This window comes from Pseudomonas sp. Root329, assembly GCF_001424925.1.
In the GTDB taxonomy this organism is placed as follows: Bacteria; Pseudomonadota; Gammaproteobacteria; order Pseudomonadales; family Pseudomonadaceae; genus Aquipseudomonas; species Aquipseudomonas arabinosi.
The window spans coordinates 217,595-234,679 of sequence record NZ_LMCV01000001.1 but is presented as its reverse complement, the minus strand read 5'-3'; the positions used below and the strand labels follow the sequence as shown (position 1 = coordinate 234,679).

The 17,085-nt window shown below is 59.8% G+C and carries 16 protein-coding genes and 1 pseudogene; 6 read left to right on the top strand and 11 right to left on the bottom strand.

Annotated elements, in window-relative coordinates; all coding sequences use genetic code 11:
* Positions 1 to 14: 14 nt before the first annotated feature.
* Positions 15 to 518, bottom strand: coding sequence for a type VI secretion system contractile sheath small subunit (gene tssB / locus ASC74_RS01090; RefSeq protein ID WP_056738626.1), 504 nt, complete (start codon positions 516 to 518; stop codon positions 15 to 17).
* A 32-nt stretch (positions 519 to 550) separates the two neighbouring features.
* Positions 551 to 2,107, bottom strand: a complete 1,557-nt coding sequence (gene tssA / locus ASC74_RS01085; protein ID WP_046045011.1) for a type VI secretion system protein TssA — start codon at positions 2,105 to 2,107, stop codon at positions 551 to 553.
* Positions 2,108 to 3,011: 904 nt separating this feature from the next.
* Between tssA and ASC74_RS01080 the strand changes: the two are divergent.
* A pseudogene (locus ASC74_RS01080) lies at positions 3,012 to 3,388 on the top strand (DUF6124 family protein).
* A gap of 89 nt (positions 3,389 to 3,477) precedes the next feature.
* On the opposite strand, the gene ASC74_RS01075 reads toward ASC74_RS01080, so the two are convergent.
* The 3 genes from ASC74_RS01075 to ASC74_RS01065 form a co-directional block, all read right to left on the bottom strand.
* Positions 3,478 to 3,753 (bottom strand): HU family DNA-binding protein, encoded by a 276-nt coding sequence (locus ASC74_RS01075; protein WP_003213368.1) that lies wholly within the window; start codon positions 3,751 to 3,753, stop codon positions 3,478 to 3,480.
* Positions 3,754 to 3,945: 192 nt separating this feature from the next.
* Complete coding sequence (locus ASC74_RS01070; RefSeq protein WP_056738624.1) at positions 3,946 to 5,094, bottom strand: NAD(P)/FAD-dependent oxidoreductase; 1,149 nt, start codon at positions 5,092 to 5,094, stop codon at positions 3,946 to 3,948.
* 20 nt (positions 5,095 to 5,114) lie between these two features.
* Positions 5,115 to 5,285 (bottom strand): rubredoxin, encoded by a 171-nt coding sequence (locus ASC74_RS01065; RefSeq protein ID WP_007942683.1) that lies wholly within the window; start codon positions 5,283 to 5,285, stop codon positions 5,115 to 5,117.
* Positions 5,286 to 5,484: 199 nt separating this feature from the next.
* Between ASC74_RS01065 and ASC74_RS01060 the strand changes: the two genes are divergently transcribed.
* Both ASC74_RS01060 and ubiA read left to right on the top strand, forming a co-directional pair.
* Positions 5,485 to 6,048, top strand: coding sequence for a chorismate--pyruvate lyase family protein (locus tag ASC74_RS01060; protein WP_056738622.1), 564 nt, complete (start codon positions 5,485 to 5,487; stop codon positions 6,046 to 6,048).
* Positions 6,048 to 6,938 carry a 4-hydroxybenzoate octaprenyltransferase gene (gene ubiA / locus ASC74_RS01055; RefSeq protein ID WP_056738620.1) on the top strand — a complete coding sequence of 297 codons (891 nt, stop codon included), beginning with the start codon at positions 6,048 to 6,050 and terminating at the stop codon, positions 6,936 to 6,938. Before ASC74_RS01060 ends, ubiA begins: the two co-directional genes overlap by 1 nt.
* A 181-nt stretch (positions 6,939 to 7,119) precedes the next feature.
* On the opposite strand, the gene ASC74_RS01050 is transcribed toward ubiA, so the two are convergent.
* The gene (locus ASC74_RS01050; RefSeq protein ID WP_056738618.1) at positions 7,120 to 7,503 is read right to left on the bottom strand and encodes a COG4315 family predicted lipoprotein; all 384 of its coding nucleotides are present in this window, start codon (positions 7,501 to 7,503) and stop codon (positions 7,120 to 7,122) included.
* 153 nt (positions 7,504 to 7,656) lie between these two features.
* Here ASC74_RS01050 and phoB point away from each other — a divergent pair, with 153 nt between their 5' ends.
* From phoB to ASC74_RS01035, 3 genes are all read left to right on the top strand, one after another.
* Positions 7,657 to 8,346 carry a phosphate regulon transcriptional regulator PhoB gene (phoB, locus tag ASC74_RS01045; RefSeq protein ID WP_046045002.1) on the top strand — a complete coding sequence of 230 codons (690 nt, stop codon included), beginning with the start codon at positions 7,657 to 7,659 and terminating at the stop codon, positions 8,344 to 8,346.
* A gap of 81 nt (positions 8,347 to 8,427) precedes the next feature.
* A complete protein-coding gene (phoR, locus tag ASC74_RS01040; protein ID WP_236713220.1) occupies positions 8,428 to 9,714 on the top strand; it encodes a phosphate regulon sensor histidine kinase PhoR in 1,287 nt (428 codons plus the stop codon).
* Between the two features lie 123 nt (positions 9,715 to 9,837).
* Positions 9,838 to 11,178 carry a hemolysin family protein gene (locus ASC74_RS01035; RefSeq protein WP_033059291.1) on the top strand — a complete coding sequence of 447 codons (1,341 nt, stop codon included), beginning with the start codon at positions 9,838 to 9,840 and terminating at the stop codon, positions 11,176 to 11,178.
* 129 nt (positions 11,179 to 11,307) lie between these two features.
* Here ASC74_RS01035 and ASC74_RS01030 read toward each other — a convergent pair whose 3' ends face one another.
* The 5 genes from ASC74_RS01030 to pstA all read right to left on the bottom strand — a co-directional run bounded on the left by ASC74_RS01030 (position 11,308) and on the right by pstA (position 17,077).
* Complete coding sequence (locus ASC74_RS01030) at positions 11,308 to 12,204, bottom strand: peptidoglycan DD-metalloendopeptidase family protein (RefSeq protein WP_056738616.1); 897 nt, start codon at positions 12,202 to 12,204, stop codon at positions 11,308 to 11,310.
* Between the two features lie 224 nt (positions 12,205 to 12,428).
* Positions 12,429 to 13,379 carry a response regulator gene (locus ASC74_RS01025; RefSeq protein ID WP_056738613.1) on the bottom strand — a complete coding sequence of 317 codons (951 nt, stop codon included), beginning with the start codon at positions 13,377 to 13,379 and terminating at the stop codon, positions 12,429 to 12,431.
* A 167-nt stretch (positions 13,380 to 13,546) separates the two neighbouring features.
* Positions 13,547 to 14,308, bottom strand: a complete 762-nt coding sequence (gene phoU / locus ASC74_RS01020; protein WP_008150055.1) for a phosphate signaling complex protein PhoU — start codon at positions 14,306 to 14,308, stop codon at positions 13,547 to 13,549.
* Between the two features lie 71 nt (positions 14,309 to 14,379).
* The gene (pstB, locus tag ASC74_RS01015; RefSeq protein ID WP_033059285.1) at positions 14,380 to 15,213 is read right to left on the bottom strand and encodes a phosphate ABC transporter ATP-binding protein PstB; all 834 of its coding nucleotides are present in this window, start codon (positions 15,211 to 15,213) and stop codon (positions 14,380 to 14,382) included.
* 193 nt (positions 15,214 to 15,406) lie between these two features.
* Complete coding sequence (gene pstA / locus ASC74_RS01010) at positions 15,407 to 17,077, bottom strand: phosphate ABC transporter permease PstA (RefSeq protein WP_056738611.1); 1,671 nt, start codon at positions 17,075 to 17,077, stop codon at positions 15,407 to 15,409.
* Positions 17,078 to 17,085 lie beyond the last annotated feature (8 nt).

The window sequence follows — 17,085 nt, the reverse complement described above, 5'->3', positions numbered from 1 at the left end:
TGGCTGATGGAGACTCAGGCGTCCTGGGCTGCGGCGTTCAAGCCCAGCTCACCCAGTACACGACCGCGGGATTCGTCGTCGGAGAGCACGCCTTCGATGGCTTTGCGGAACGCAGGCGCGTTACCCAGCGGGCCTTTGAGGGCCACCAGCGCGTCGCGCAGTTCCATCAGTTTTTTCAGCTCAGGCACTTGCTCGACCAGGCTGGCCGGGTTGAAGTCCTTCATCGAGTTGACGCGCAGTTTCACGGCCAATTCTTCTGTGTCGCCTTCTTCCTGAAGACGGTTCGGTACGCTCAACGTCAGCTGCAGCTCTTGCTTGGCCAGCACTTCGTCGAAGGTCATCTTGTCGATGCTGATCGGCTTGCGATCTTCGACTTTACGTTCGTCCTTGCGGTGGGTGTAGTCACCGATTGCCAGTAGTTTCAACGGCAGTTCAATCTCTTCCTGAGCACCACCGGTGGCAGGTTTGAAAGTGACGTTGATGCGTTCCTTGGGGGCTACCGAGCCTTCTTTGGCCATGGCTATTCTCCTTGCGGTTGTGGCCCTGGGGCCTATTCGAGTACCACTTCGAGATCGAGGTGGCACAGCCTGCGATAAATCTCTTCCTTGCGTTCACGTACGGCATGGTTCTGCGGTAACAACTCGCAGCAGCTATGCAGTAAATGCAGCACTTCCAGCGCAAGATCGGGCTCCCAGGCGTTCAGGCCTGAGTCCTGTAATGTTTGGTCGAGTGTTTCGAGTTGGGTCCTGGCCAGTTCGTATTTCTTGGCCATGAAGCACAGCCGCGCGAGGGCGAACTGCCAGAAGAACCGGACGCGTCCACCCTGGGCGCTTTGCAGGCCTTGCTTGAGGATCTGCACGGCGGCCTTGAGGCCGTCCTTGCGCAGGATCGGCAAGACTTCTTCCAGGGCCACTTCCCAGGCCGGCTGACTGTCGGCGACTTCGACCTTGCGCGGCGCACTGGCGCTTTGCAGGTGCGGCATGACGTGGGCGCTGACCCAGGCGCGGGTCGCCGGATCGGCAAACGGGGCGCCGTCATGGAAACGCAATTCGATGATGCCGGGCAGGCGCTGAATCAAAAGCGCGAAGTGGATTTCCACTTCGCGCATAGCCATCTCGGCGTTGAGCCCCTGGAGGCACTCCCAGACCATTCGCTGGCCATCGAACCAGAACGGCGCCTTCGCCAGGCTCGCCTCCAGTTCCACCAGCAGGTCAGCGTATTTGGCCTGGTCGTAACGGTCCTGGTAGGCCTTGAGCTTGTCGGCTGGCAACCCGCGCAGAACGGTGATCTGCTCGGCGTTGCGCTCGGGCACCGCGTCGATGGGCAGCCACAACAATGTGCGATTGAGGCGCAAGGCGCGCAGGTCGGTGGCTTTCTGCTTGAGCCACCAGGCGCACAACGGCCGCGCGCTTTCCTGTTGGGCGCGCAGGGCTTTATGGGCTTCTTTTTCGTTGTCGATCGGTGCGCCGGGGGTAAACAGTTGCGTGGCGGCTTGTTTGACCTGAGCCACCGCTGCGCCGACGACGCCAGGTTCCGGCTGATTGTCGGCGGCGCGCTGGACCATGTTCTTCAGGCGGCGGGAGATCGGCAGCAGCAACGGCGCATCGTCGCCCAAGTGCTCGGTGCAAGCAGCATCGAGACCTTCAAGGTGTTCGACCAGCCGCCGGAACATCGGCAACTGCTCTTTGATCGCGACGTTTTCGGTCAGCACCTGCTCAAGACGCGGTACCAACCAACTGATGGCAGCGGAGCGGGTGCGGGCCTTGTTCGGGTGGACTTCGGCCCAGTGGCTTTCGCACAGGTAGTGCAGCAAACCGAGGCCGGCCAGCAGCCCCTGGAAGGATTCGCGCTGGTACAGGGCCCAAGTCAGCCAGGCACCAACCCGCAAGTCCTTGGACTGGGTGCGCAGCAGGTTTTCACTGTTTTCGCGGATTTTCAGCCAGTCGATCTGACCGCTTTCGTGCATGGATTGGGCTTTGCCCAGCTCGCTTTCCAGCGCCTCATATTCGCTCGAAAAGCGAACGTCCTCGCCCGCGAAATTCTCTTTGGAAACAGAGGCTTTTGCGAGTTCGAGGTAATGAGCGGAAAGTTTGCTTGAGTAGGACATCCATGGCCTTTAATTAGGATTACAGTCATACGTCTATTGGAATTCCAACGACGCGAGACAGAATCAAAGAGCTGCGATGAGTCTCATCCAATTGAGTTCGTGCTCTTTCAAGTGCGCGCATCGTACTCACGATGATGGCCACTAGCAAGCATCTGGTTAAACAACAAGACGAAGTGTCTCTATTGCTCGTAGGAGATCTCCTCATATATCGCAAGGGATTCCCTGATATCAGTTTAATGTCTCCTCACCCGGCGTATCGATCGGAAAGCACCGGCTTAGAGCCATCGCTGTCAATCACCCGTGGTCGCTGCCGATTGAATCGCTGCCACGCGTCTGAATCATGACCAAAATAAAAATTATTAAATGTAGGAGGCTTCCGAAAGTCGCTGTCATCTTTCAACAAAATGGGAGCGACAACAGCTCGAATAAAAAGTGCCATCATAATGATGGCAGCCCATACAAAAAACAAAGTTCCACAATGGAACTTTCGGTATCGCGGAAATTTCATACCGGATTTAAGGAGTACCTACATTTACGATGATTAAACACCGCTCGATCGCGTTTGTTTAAAACACTTCAAGGTTACTTCCTGAGAGCTACAACACCTTGCGCCGTTGCCTACGGCTACGCCAGAATCCGCCGGCTTGTGCGCCTTGGGGGTGGTCGGTAACTTGGTTCCTGTCACTGCCCATCAGTGATCGGGTTTAGTCGCTCGCTGGTAATTGAAGATGCATGAGCATCCGTCAGACAGGTATTCGTACCTGAGTTTGATGGTGGCTGTACGTAGGGCACCTTCGGGTGCGCCGGCTTCTTCAATTCCCCGGTCCGACTAACCTGCGTACAGCTGCCACCCCTTCGTTTAGTCGGCGAAGTGTTGTCAGCATCATTCAAGGAATTGAAGATCATGTTCAAGGTAACTCCAAATCCGCCGGACACAGATCCGGTCTCCCTATACGAAAGCCCCGATTCAAACAAACTCAACGAAGCCGCCGAGCGCGCCCTCGACCATCACTTCCCGCCAGCCGACCCCAAACCATCAAAACGCAACGGCCAGCTCTTCAGCGTCAAACCCTTCTCGCCAATGCCTCGGAAGATTTGCTGTCCATCAGCGCCATCGCCGCCAACCTCGCCGACGATGTGGACGGTTCCCGCCGCTCCGTAGCCCTGGCGCTCAGCCGCATGGCCGACGGCGTGCATTTGTTGGTGGAGCGAACGCTGGATTATCTGGATGAGCCGGAGATGGCGGCGATTTTCGCCAAGCAACAAAGCCGCGTCATTTAATCCGCCACCCATAAAAAAATGGGCACCCAACCATGTTGGCGTGCCCATTTTTTATCCCGCTCACCCGCTATGCGGGAAGTCGGTGCGTGTTACGGATTAACGCTGTCTTTCAACGATTTGCCTGGCTTGAACGCAACAGTGTTGCTGGCCTTGATTTTGACGGGCTCACCGGTTTGCGGGTTTTTGCCGGTGCGGGCACCGCGGTGGCGTTGCAGGAAGGTACCGAAGCCCACCAGCGTAACGCTGTCCTTGCGGTGCAGAGCGCCGGTGATTTCTTCGAGAACGGCGTTGAGAACGCGGTTGGCCTGCTCTTTGGTGAGGTCTGCTTTTTCAGCAATTGCAGCGGCGAGTTCTGGTTTACGCATTAGTGAAGCCCCTTTGACGGTTTTTTGTTGTTATGTCCGTGCTGTTCTCGTTGGAACAGCGCCCAAAGCGCCGCAGATGCTCTACTCTGCGGCAGACGGGAGTGAGGATGGCACGCAGCGAAGAGCCGCGCCAGTCTCGGCGCGACCTTTGTATGGGCAAAAGAGGGGTGATTCCGACAGAACGACCGGTATTTACGCCAGCAGTGCCGGAAGCTCTTTGTTCAGGGCCAGTTTTTCCATCACCGCCGCGCCTGTCAGGGCATAACCCAGCAGTTTGCCGCTGGCATCGCGGCACAATACCTTGATGTCCGCGCCCTGCCCTTCGACTGTCCAGACGCCCTCCAAACCCCGTGGTGGCGGTGAAACCACCAAGGGGCAGACCGGCGTTTTAACGGTGATGGGCATCGGGCCATAACTCACCGCCGTCGTGTTTCCGGCGAGGGTCTGGGCCAGCGCTCTCGCACAGCTCATGAGGGGCATCACGTACAACAGATTCAGCCCATCGACTTCGGCGCAGTCGCCCAAGGCATAGATATTGGCGTGGGAAGTTTTCAGGTGGCGATCGACCACCACGCCGCGATTGACCTGCACACCGGCCGCCGCCGCCAGGTCGATGCGCGGACGCAGGCCAATGGCCGACACCACCACATCGCAAGGGATCACCTGGCCATCAGACAGATGCGCTTCCAGTCCGTCAGCCACGCGCTGCAAGCGATTGAGCACCGGCCCGAGGTGGAAGCGTGCGCCGAGGCTTTCCAGCCCGGCCTGGACCGCAGCGGCCGCCGCCGGGTGCAACAGGGTCGGCATGACCTGCTCGCACGGTGCAACCAGTTGCACCTCGTAGCCACCAAGGATCAGGTCGTTGGCGAACTCGCAGCCGATCAGACCGGCGCCGAGCAGCAACACCCGACGCTTGCCCGCCGCCGCTGCGCGAAAACGCGCGTAATCTTCCAGATCGTTGATCGGGAAAACGGCGTCAGCTGCGTCGCCTTCGATCGGCACTCGTACGGTTTCTGCGCCCCAGGCGAGGATCAGGTCACGATAAAACACCGCTTCCTCACCGATCCACAAGCGCTTGTGGCCCGGGTCGATGCCGCTGATGCGCGTGTGCGTACGCACTTCGGCCTTCAACTGCTCGGCCATGGTGCCGGGTTCGGCCATGCTCAGGCCGTCGGCGTCTTTGTTTTTGCCGAAGCCGGTGGAGAGCATCGGCTTGGAGTAGGAGCGTCCGTCATCGGCAGTAATCAGCAGCAGCGGGGTTTCGCCATCGAGTTTGCGAAACTCCCGGGCCAGGTTGTAGCCAGCCAGCCCGGTGCCGACGATCACGACAGGTGCGTTCATTCCTTACTCCTCTAATTGTTTTAAGCAGCGATTTCGATCATTTCGAAATCCATTTTGCCCACGCCGCAGTCCGGGCACAGCCAGTCTTCCGGCACGTCTTGCCACAGTGTGCCCGGCGCAATGCCGTCGTCCGGCCAGCCGTCGGCTTCGTTATAGATCAGGCCACAGACCACACATTGCCACTTTTTCATTGGGTTCATCCTCAAGATTCAGGCTTTTGCCGGCGCGAACGGTCGATGATTGGAGCGCTGCCGTCCGGCTCAGCGCGTTTTGTACTGATCGGGCCCGGCAGATGCAAGCCTGTTCGACGCAATGGCCGGCCGGATCAATCAAAATCACAGGCTGACATGGTAAGCTCGCCGCCTCATTTGCTGCCAATAATGACTCACTGTGCCGCACTCAAAATCCCCTGCAGCGCCCCCGCTTTGGCTCCCTCGAAGCCAACTGACGCCCCTCCCCGACACGTCTACCCTTGACTGGCTGTTCGATGAAGGCTCTTTGACCCGACGGCTGATCCGTTTGTCGAATGACGGCTTCAGCGTCACGCCTCTCTTCGAAGGCTGGCAACCGCTGCGCGCCGACGAATGTGCCGCGCTGGACCTGGCCGAAGGCAGCGAAGGCTGGGTTCGCGAGGTGTATCTGCGCGGCCACGGCGAAGCCTGGGTATTTGCGCGCAGCGTGGCAGCGCGCAGTGCATTGCAGGGCGACGGATTGCACATGGACGAATTGGGCAGCCGCTCCCTTGGCGAATTGCTGTTTTGCGATCAGGCGTTCCAACGGCGCGCCATTCAGGTTTGTCACTATCCTCAGGAGTGGCTGCCGATGGAGTCCCGGGCACCTGAACTGTGGGGCCGCCGTTCGCGTTTCGACCGCGGCGCCTTGAGCGTGCTGGTGGCCGAAATTTTCTTGCCGACCTTGTGGAACGCTACCCGCGCCCATCCGGAGAACTGCTGATGTATCAGAGCCTGCTCAAGTCCCTGAATCGCTTGAACCCACGGGCCTGGGACTTCATTCAGCTGACCCGCATGGACAAACCGATCGGCATTTATCTGCTGCTGTGGCCGACGCTGTGGGCACTGTGGATTGCCGGCAAAGGGTCGCCCTCGTTGGCCAACATCGTGATTTTCGTCCTGGGCGTGGTGCTGACCCGCGCCGGCGGCTGCGTGATCAATGACTGGGCGGATCGCAAGGTCGACGGCCACGTGAAACGCACCGAACAGCGGCCATTGGTGAGCGGCAAGATCAGCTCCAAAGAAGCGCTGGTGTTCTTCGCGCTGCTGATGGGCGTGAGTTTCCTGCTGGTGTTGTGCACCAATGCGGCCACGGTCTGGCTGTCGTTCGGTGGCTTGGCGCTGGCCTTCACTTACCCGTTCATGAAGCGCTACACCTATTACCCGCAAGTGGTGCTGGGCGCGGCGTTCTCCTGGGGTATGCCAATGGCGTTCACCGCCGAAACCGGTGAACTGCCGGCGGCAGCGTGGTTGTTGTGGATCGCCAACCTGCTGTGGACGGTGGGCTACGACACCTACTACGCCATGACCGACCGCGACGACGACTTGAAGATCGGCGTGAAATCCACGGCGATTCTGTTTGGCGAGGCGGATCGGGTGATCATCCTGACGCTGCAAGGGTTGGCGCTGGGTTGCTTGCTGCTGGCCGGGTCGAAATTCGAGCTCGGTGGCTGGTTCCACCTCGGGTTGCTGGCGGCGGCGGGCTGTTTTGCGTGGGAGTTCTGGTACACCCGCGGCAAGGACCGGATGCGTTGCTTCAAGGCGTTTCTGCACAACCATTGGGCCGGGTTGGCGATTTTTGTCGGGATTGTGCTGGATTACGCGCTGCGTTGACTGACACGCTTTATGTAGCAGCTGCCGAAGGCTGCGTCCGGCTGCGCAGCAGTCGTAAATCCTGAGCCCGCAGTTCATCAGAGATACCGCGTGAGCAGGCTTTACGACTGCTGCGCAGCCGGACGCAGGCTGCGCCAGCTGCTACAGGGCTACAACTCTGCGGCAGCCTTAAGCGAATCGCTTACTTATGCTCGCGCATGACGTGCCAGACGTCCTTCATATTGTCGCCTGCCATGTCACCGGGTTTTTTGTCCTTCATGAACATGTAAAGCGGCTTGCCGTCATAGGCCCACTGCATCTTACCGTCGTCACGCTTGATCGTGCTCCACTTGCCTTCGGGCTTGGCGCCTGCCGGCGCCATCATTGGCGGCCAGTATTCAGCGCACTCGCCGTTGCACATCGACTTACCGCCTGAGTCCTTGTCGTATGTGTACACCGTCATGCCCTTATGATCGACCATCATCCCGTCTTTCATCATCGCCGGGTCGGCGGCGAAGGCCAGTGTCGGCAGCGTTAGCGCAGCCGTGACCAGCAGCGCCTTCCAGGTTTGAGCAATGTGTTTCATGGAAACCTTCCTTTTGTGGTTGTCAGGATTCGGAATTAGAGCTTAGTTCAGGATCATGACAATCGCCGGGCGACTAAAATACTGTCACACGACTGCAATAATTCCGTTATCTAATGCGGCGCAAGACAGTTAAATGACAAGAGGATTAAAGGCATGGTTGGCAGGAGCATTCTGATCGTCGACGACGAAGCGCCCATTCGCGAAATGATCGCCGTTGCGTTGGAAATGGCCGGCTATGACTGCATGGAGGCTGAGAACTCGCAGCAGGCCCACGCCATCATTGTCGACCGCAAGCCGGACCTGATCCTGCTCGACTGGATGCTGCCCGGCACGTCCGGCATCGAGCTGGCCCGACGCCTCAAGCGCGATGAGCTGACCGGGGACATCCCGATCATCATGCTCACCGCCAAGGGTGAAGAGGACAACAAGATCCAAGGCCTGGAAGTCGGCGCCGATGACTACATCACCAAACCCTTTTCACCACGAGAGCTGGTCGCGCGCCTGAAAGCCGTGCTGCGCCGTGCCGGTCCTACCGATGGCGAGACGCCGATCGAAGTCGGCGGCCTGCTGCTGGACCCGATCAGCCACCGTGTGACCATCGACGGCAAACCCGCCGAGATGGGCCCGACCGAATACCGCCTGCTGCAATTCTTCATGACCCACCAGGAACGTGCCTACACCCGTGGCCAGTTGCTGGACCAGGTCTGGGGCGGCAACGTCTATGTTGAAGAGCGCACCGTCGACGTGCACATCCGCCGCCTGCGCAAAGCCCTCGGTGATGCTTACGAAAATCTGGTACAAACCGTGCGCGGCACCGGCTACCGGTTCTCCACCAAGGCCTGATCCGGACCTTTCCCGCCCGACAAGCTGACAAGGACGCGCGTTCAAGTGAACCAAAACTGGCATGGCACCCTGATCCGCCACATGCTTTTGCTGGTGACCGGTTGCCTGGTGATCGGCCTGATTACCGGCTACTACGGCTGGAGCCTCGCCGCGGGCCTGGGCCTTTACCTGGCCTGGACCCTCAAGCAACTGCTGCGTCTGCACGAATGGCTGCGCCTGCACAAACCCGATGAAGCACCACCCGATGGCTATGGCCTGTGGGGCGAAGTGTTCGACAGCATCTACCACCTGCAACGTCGCGATCAGCGTGTGCGCGGGCGTCTGCAAGCGGTGATCGATCGGGTCCAGGAATCGACTGCCGCGCTGAAAGACGCAGTGATCATGCTCGACAGCGACGGCAACCTCGAATGGTGGAACCGCGCCGCCGAAACCCTGCTCGGCCTCAAGACCCCGCAAGACAGCGGCCAGCCGGTGACCAACCTCGTCCGCCATCCGCGCTTCAAGGAATACTTCGAGCAGAACAGCTACGCCGAGCCGCTGGAAATCCCGTCACCGATCAATGACCGCCTGCGCATTCAGCTGTACATCACCCGCTACGGCAACAACGAACACTTGATGCTGGTGCGCGACGTGACGCGTATCCATCAACTGGAACAGATGCGCAAAGACTTCATCGCCAACGTCTCCCATGAGCTGCGCACGCCGTTGACGGTGATCTGCGGCTACCTGGAAACCCTGCTCGACAACGTCGAGGACGTGAACCCGCGCTGGTCCCGTGCCTTGCAGCAGATGCAGCAGCAAGGCGGACGCATGCAGACGTTGCTCAACGATTTGCTGCTGTTGGCCAAACTGGAAGCCACCGATTACCCGTCGGACAACCAGCCGGTGGCCATCGACGGCTTGCTGCAATCGATCAAGAGCGACGCTCAGCAACTGTCCGCCCAGCGCAATCAGAAGATCACCCTGGAAGCCGACCCGACGATTCTGCTCAAGGGCAGCGAAGCCGAGTTGCGCAGCGCGTTTTCCAATCTGGTGTTCAACGCGGTGAAATACACACCGGCCGAAGGCAACATCCGTATTCGCTGGTGGGGCGATGAGCAAGGCGCACACCTGAGCGTGCAGGACTCTGGCATCGGCATCGATAGCAAACACTTGCCGCGCCTGACCGAACGCTTCTACCGCGTCGATTCCAGCCGCAACTCCAACACCGGCGGTACGGGGCTCGGCCTGGCGATCGTCAAACACGTGCTGCTGCGCCACCGCGCGCGGATGGAAATCAGCAGCGTGCCGGGCCATGGCAGCACCTTTACCTGCCATTTTGCGCCGGCCCAGGTCACCAAATCCCGGGTCATCAGCGCCACCGACTGATACCGGCCGGCACGCGCCACTAGGCAATCGCCCGGTCAGCCGCTACATTGGCTGACTTGCGCCTGCCCTTCAGGCGCACTTTTTTCTTTCCTTTCGAATACACGGAAACCGCAAAACTCCATCATGGACCCTTCCCCTGGCTTGACCCTCGCGACACTCTTCGCCGATTTCGGCATGATTCTTTTTGCTCTGATCCTGGTTTTGCTCAACGGTTTTTTCGTTGCGGCGGAATTTGCCATGGTCAAACTGCGCTCGACCCGTGTCGAGGCCATCGCTGATAAAAACGGCTGGCGCGGACACATCCTGCGCACCGTTCACAGTCAGCTCGATGCGTACCTCTCGGCGTGCCAATTGGGTATCACCCTCGCCTCCCTCGGCCTCGGCTGGGTCGGTGAACCGGCGTTCGCGCACATCCTCGAGCCGATCCTTGAAGCCGTCGGCGTGCAGTCGGCCGAAGTGATCAAAGGCGTATCGTTCTTCGCTGCGTTCTTCGTCATCTCGTACCTGCACATCGTGGTCGGCGAACTGGCCCCGAAATCCTGGGCCATCCGCAAACCCGAGCTGCTATCGCTCTGGACCGCCGTGCCGCTGTACCTGTTCTACTGGGCCATGTACCCGGCCATTTACCTGCTCAACGCCAGCGCCAACACGATCCTGCGGATCGCCGGCCAAGGTGAACCCGGCCCTCATCACGAGCACCATTACAGCCGTGAAGAACTGAAATTGATCCTGCACTCCAGCCGTGGCCAGGACCCGAGCGACCAAGGCATGCGTGTTTTGGCTTCCGCCGTGGAAATGGGCGAGCTGGAAGTGGTCGACTGGGCCAACTCCCGGGAAGACCTGGTGACGCTGGAGTTCAACGCGCCGCTGAAGGAAATCCTGGCGATGTTCCGTCGCCACAAGTTCAGCCGTTATCCGGTGTACGACAGCGATCGTCAGGAGTTCGTCGGCCTGCTGCACATCAAGGATCTGCTGCTGGAACTGGCAGCCCTGGACCACATTCCCGAGTCGTTCAACCTCGCCGAACTGACCCGGCCGCTGGAGCGCGTTTCGCGCCATATGCCGCTGTCGCAGTTGCTGGAGCAGTTCCGCAAAGGCGGCTCGCACTTCGCCCTGGTCGAAGAAGCCGATGGCAACATCATCGGCTACCTGACCATGGAAGACGTGCTGGAAGTACTGGTCGGCGACATTCAGGACGAACACCGCAAGGCTGAGCGCGGGATCCTCGCGTACCAGCCGGGCAAGCTGCTGGTGCGCGGCGACACGCCATTGTTCAAGGTCGAGCGCCTGCTGGGCATCGATCTGGACCACATCGAAGCCGAAACCCTCGCCGGGCTGGTCTACGAAACCCTGAAACGGGTGCCGGAAGAGGAAGAAGTGCTGGAAGTCGAGGGCTTGCGGATCATCATCAAGAAGATGAAAGGGCCGAAGATCATTTTGGCCAAGGTGTTGATGCTGGATTAATACGCAGATCCGGATCCGCGTCGATCCCTTCGCGAGCAAGCCCGCTCCCACATTGGAATGCATTTCAAATGTGGGAGCGGCGGTGCGGCGGTCCGACTTGCTCGCGAAGGCGTCAGAACAGGCAGCACCTCACTGTTTACCGAGCGCAAAGTTTGGCAGGCTGCCCACCGGTTGATTGAACTGGTACGGGATCGACACCAGCCCCAACCCGGTATTGCGCTGCACCACGAAATGCAGGTGCGGCCCGCTGCTGTTGCCGGTATTGCCCGACAAGGCCAGTGGACTCCCCACCGACACCCGTTGCCCCTCGCGAACGCTCACCGAACCTTGTTTGAGGTGCAGATACACGCCCATCGTCCCGTCATCGTGCAGCACCCGCACGAAATTACCCGACGGATCGTTGCCGCGCCCGGTCTGGGCATTCTCGGTTTTCACCACCACACCGCCACGCGCCGCGATGATCTGTGTGCCTTCGGGCATGGCGATGTCCATGGCGTAGCGGTTCTTTGGACCGAAGTGGCTGTATTGACCGTTGGCGCCCTGACTCAGCCGAAACGGTCCGCCACGCCACGGCAGCGGGTACCGATAGGCCTGGGCGGCCCCTGAGGGGTCGCCCAGGGAGTATTCAAATTTTGGGACATACGCGAGCGGCCTTTCGGGCTGCGTGGCTGTGAGCAGCGCCAGACGAATACTGCTGCGTGCCGGCATCACCCGGCGGATCGGTCGGCTCGGCGCACCACTGACGTTCTTCAGCCCGCCGAAGCTCAATTCGATTTCTACCGGCGCATACAAGTCATTGCGCACGTAAACGCTGTCCACGCCCTTCTTCTTCGTGATGACGAGGTACACCTGACGCTCTAGATTCTCGACCATGCGATCACGAAAAACGAACACCTTGGAGCCCGTCGTGGGGCGGTCGCTGTAGGAGACCACGCCATTGGCGTCGGTGGACTTGTAGATCGTCAGGGCCATCGCCGAGGCGGATGCCATGAAAAGACCGCAGAAAAACAGCAGGCGCGCGAGCATGGGCAAGATTCTGTCGAGTAAGGCCTGGGTAGGAGCCTAGCAGTTGCAATGGACCCGGGTAGTCGGCAGATGTTTCAAAATGGGCCGTTCAGCGGATGTGTGGTGAATTTGATGGCCCCTTCGCGAGCAGGCCCGCTCCCACATTTGAAATGCATTCCAAATGTGGGAGCGGCGGTGCGACGATTCGACTTGCTCGCGAAGGCGGGCTAACAGGCGACGCTGTATTACGCGCCGGGTACGAAATGCTTCTGCGCCGTACCACGTGCTATCAAACGGGAAATGTAATCGAGCTTCTGCGCATCCTGGTCGACGAAGCGGAAGGTCAGTTGCAACCAGTCGCTGTCGGGCTTCGGCTCGTGGGCGACGATGGCGTGCAGGTAGCCGTTCAGACGGGCGGTTTCGGCGTTATCGCCCTGTTCCAGGTCGAGCACGGCGCTGTCGAGCACTTGCGGTAGGGTGTCGGTACGCTTCACCACCAGCAGTGCTTCCTTGAGACTCAAGGCCTTGATCACACATTGCTGAATGCCGTTCGGCAGGCGCAATTGGCCTTGGCCACGACCGCCCGTTGGCGCTGCGGAGGACGCTGGAGGCTTGATCGGCGGGCTGTTGAGCAGACCGCGAGACGGAGCAGCCGCCGGAGCCAGCGCGGCGGCGACAGGTTTGGCGAACGGGTTGACCGGCGCCGCTGCAGGCGCGACCACGGCAGCTTTGCCACCGGTCAATGCGCTCAGGGAGTCGTTGCCGAACGCCGAGTTCATTTTGGTCGGCGCGCTGTTCATCAAGGTGTCGAGCTTGCCGACCTTGTTCAGGGCCTGCTTGACCTTGGTCAGCAGTTGCTCGTTGGTGAACGGCTTGCTGACGTAACCGGATACCCCGGCCTGGATCGCCTGAACGACGTTCTCTTTATCGCCACGGCTGGTCACCATCACGAACGGCATGGTCTTGAGGTTGTCCTGCTCGCGGCACCAGGTCAGCAGTTCCAGGCCGGACATTTCCGGCATTTCCCAGTCGCACAGGACCAGGTCGAACGCTTCCCGTGCCAGCAAGGCCTGAGCCTTTTTGCCGTTGACCGCGTCTTCGATCCGGATCCCCGGGAAGTAGTTGCGCAAGCACTTCTTCACCAGGTCACGAATGAACGACGCATCGTCCACGACCAACACACTGACCTTACTCATCCATCACCCCTTTAAAAAATCCCGGCAAGCATACCGCTTTGCTGATGGCACATTGCCAAAAACCTTCAGTCACGCCGGGACTTTTCGTTCGCGGGTGCTGCTTTCGAATTCATCAACCACAAACAAAAACGCCCGGCCAAAAGGCCGGGCGCTTTTCTCAGGCAATCTTACTTATCGTCAGCTTTGCCCGGAACATTAGCGGTTTCGCCACTTGTCCCTTCAACTTCTTCTTTCATGCGCTTGAGGCCCAGGTGCCGCACGTCGGTGCCGCGCACCAGGTAAATCACCAGCTCCGAGATATTGCGTGCGTGGTCGCCGATCCGTTCCAGCGAACGCAGCACCCAAATGATGCTCAAGACCCGCGAGATAGAGCGCGGGTCTTCCATCATGTAGGTGGCAAGCTCGCGTAGCGCGGTTTTGTATTCGCGGTCGATGATCTTGTCGTACTGGGCCACCGACAACGCCAGGTCGGCGTCGAAGCGGGCAAAAGCGTCCAGCGCATCGCGAACCATGTTGCGAACCTGATCGCCGATGTGGCGAACCTCGACGTAACCCCGTGGGGCTTCGCCTTCTTCGCACAACTGGATGGCACGACGGGCGATCTTGGTCGCTTCGTCACCGATGCGCTCCAGGTCGATGACCGACTTGGAGATGCTGATGATCAAACGCAAGTCCGACGCTGCAGGCTGACGACGGGCCAGAATGCGCAGGCATTCTTCGTCGATGTTGCGTTCCATCTGGTTGATCTGGTCGTCGATCTCGCGAACCTGCTGGGCCAGGCCGGAGTCTGCCTCGATCAGCGCGGTCACCGCGTCGTTGACCTGCTTTTCCACCAGCCCGCCCATGGCCAGGAGGTGGCTGCGCACTTCCTCGAGCTCAGCGTTGAACTGCGCGGAGATGTGATGGGTAAGGCCTTCTTTACTAATCATGTTGGCGTCCTTGGAGCGTCCGGTAAGGTGCGGTGGACCGCAGCGTCAGTTCAGTGAGCAACAACAGCTTCCTAGCCGTAGCGACCAGTGATGTAGTCTTCGGTCTGCTTCTTCGCCGGATTGGTGAACAGGGTGTCGGTGTCGCCGAATTCCACCAGTTTGCCCATGTACATGAACGCCGTGTAGTCGGAAACCCGCGCGGCCTGTTGCATGTTGTGGGTCACGATGACGATGGTGAACTTCGATTTCAGTTCGTAGATCAGCTCTTCGACTTTCAGCGTGGAGATCGGGTCGAGTGCCGAGCACGGTTCGTCGAGCAGCAGCACTTCCGGCTCCACGGCGATGGTGCGAGCGATCACCAGACGTTGTTGCTGACCACCGGACAGGCCCAGCGCCGACTCATGCAGACGGTCTTTGACTTCGTCCCACAGTGCCGCGCCTTTCAACGCCCACTCGACGGCTTCGTCGAGGATGCGCTTTTTGTTGATGCCCTGGATGCGCAGGCCGTAGACCACGTTCTCGTAGATGGTTTTCGGGAACGGGTTAGGCTTCTGGAACACCATGCCCACGCGACGACGCAGCTCGGCTACGTCTTCGCCCTTACGGTAGATGTTGTTGCCGTAGAGGTTGATCTCGCCTTCGACACGGCAGCCATCCACCAGATCGTTCATGCGGTTGAAGGTGCGCAGCAGCGTGGACTTGCCGCAGCCGGACGGGCCGATGAAGGCGGTCACGCGCTGTTTCGGGATGTTCATGCTGACGTCGTACAGCGCTTGTTTGTCACCGTAGAACAGGCTCAGGCCCGGCACTTCAATGGCTACCGTTTCCTGTTCGAGACTCAGGCTCTGTTTGTCGCGACCCAGCGCCGACATGTTGATGCCGTGGGTATGTGCTTCGTGCTGCATGGGAGGCTCCCTGTGCTAACAAATTCGGTTCGGAACACCGCTTTGCGGCATGCCAATAATTGTTCGGTTGAGCGCGGTCTAGTGTGGGAGCGGGCTTGCTCGCGAAGAGGTCAGCTCATTCAGCATCAATGTTGCCTGACCCACCGCTTTCGCGAGCAAGTCGAATCGTCGCACCGCCGCTCCCACATTTAAATCAGCTATCCAGCGCTTTGTATTTTTCGCGCAGGTGGTTACGGATATAGACGGCCGACAGGTTAAGCGTGGCGATCACCAGCACCAGCAGCAGCGCCGTGGCGTACACCAGCGGCCGCGCAGCTTCGACGTTCGGGCTCTGGAAGCCGACGTCATAAATATGGAAGCCCAGGTGCATGATCTTCTGGTCCAGGTGAAGGTACGGGTAGTTGCCGTCCAGCGGCAGCGACGGCGCCAGTTTCACCACACCTACCAGCATCAGCGGCGCCACTTCACCAGCGGCGCGAGCCACCGCGAGGATCATGCCGGTCATCATCGCCGGGCTGGCCATCGGCAGCACGATCTTCCACAAGGTTTCAGCCTTGGTTGCGCCGAGGGCCAACGAACCTTCACGCACGGTGCGAGGGATCCGCGCCAGACCTTCTTCAGTGGCCACGATCACCACCGGCACCGCCAGCAGCGCCAGGGTCAGCGAGGCCCAGAGCAGACCCGGCGTACCGAAGGTCGGTGCCGGCAGTGCTTCAGGGAAGAACAACCGGTCAACCGAGCCGCCCAATACGTAGACGAAGAAGCCCAGACCGAACACGCCGTAAACGATGGCCGGAACACCGGCCAGGTTGTTCACGGCGATGCGGATAATCCGCGTAAGCGCGTTCTGCTTGGCGTATTCACGCAGGTAAACCGCCGCCAGCACGCCGAACGGGGTCACGATCATCGCCATGATCAACGTCATCATCACGGTGCCGAAAATCGCCGGGAAGATCCCGCCTTCGGTGTTCGCTTCACGCGGGTCATCACTGAGGAATTCCCACACCTTGCTGAAGTAGAAGCCGATCTTGGTAACCGTGCCCATCGCGTTCGGCTGGTAGGCGTGTACCACTTTACCGATGCTGATTTCGATTTCTTTGCCGTTCGCATCGCGGGCCGTGAGGCTGTCGCGGTTGAATTGGGCGTGCAGGTCATTCAGACGGGCTTCGATGTCTTGATAGCGCGCATTGAGCTCCGCGCGCTCGGACTCCATGTCCGCTTGTGCGGCAGCGTCGAGCTGGCCTGCCAACTCCAGTTTGCGGCCGTGCAAACGCACACGCTCCAGACCCGAGTTGATTGCGCCAATGTCGGTTTTTTCCAGGCTCTTGAGCTGCGCGGCGAGCTTGTTGACGCGTTCCACACGCGCCTGCAACTCAGGCCACGCCGCTTCGCCTTCAGCGATGACCTTGCCGTCCTGTTTGACGTTGACCAGGTAGCCGTAGAAGTTGCCCCATTCGCGACGCTCGATGGTCATCAGCTCTGGCGGCGTCTTCTGGTTGGTCAGCCACTCGCCGACGATCCAGGTGAAGTCGTTGCCGTTCAAGTCACGGTTGCCAACCTTGATCAGCTCGCGGGTCATGAACTCCGGGCCCTGATCGGGCACCGGCAGGCCAGCGCTTTTCAGGCGCTCGCGCGGCACTTCTTCTTTCTGTACCACTTCACCGATGACCAGGTGATTGGCCTGGCCCGGCACGTCGTAACTGGCGTGGATCAGGTCCGCCGGCCAGAAGTGGCCCAGACCGCGCACGGCAATCACGGCCAGCAGGCCAATGGTCATGATGACCGCGATGGACACCGCGCCACCGCTGATCCAGACGCCGGGGGCGCCGCTCTTGAACCATCCATTCAGGGAGTTCTGTTTCACAGACTTCT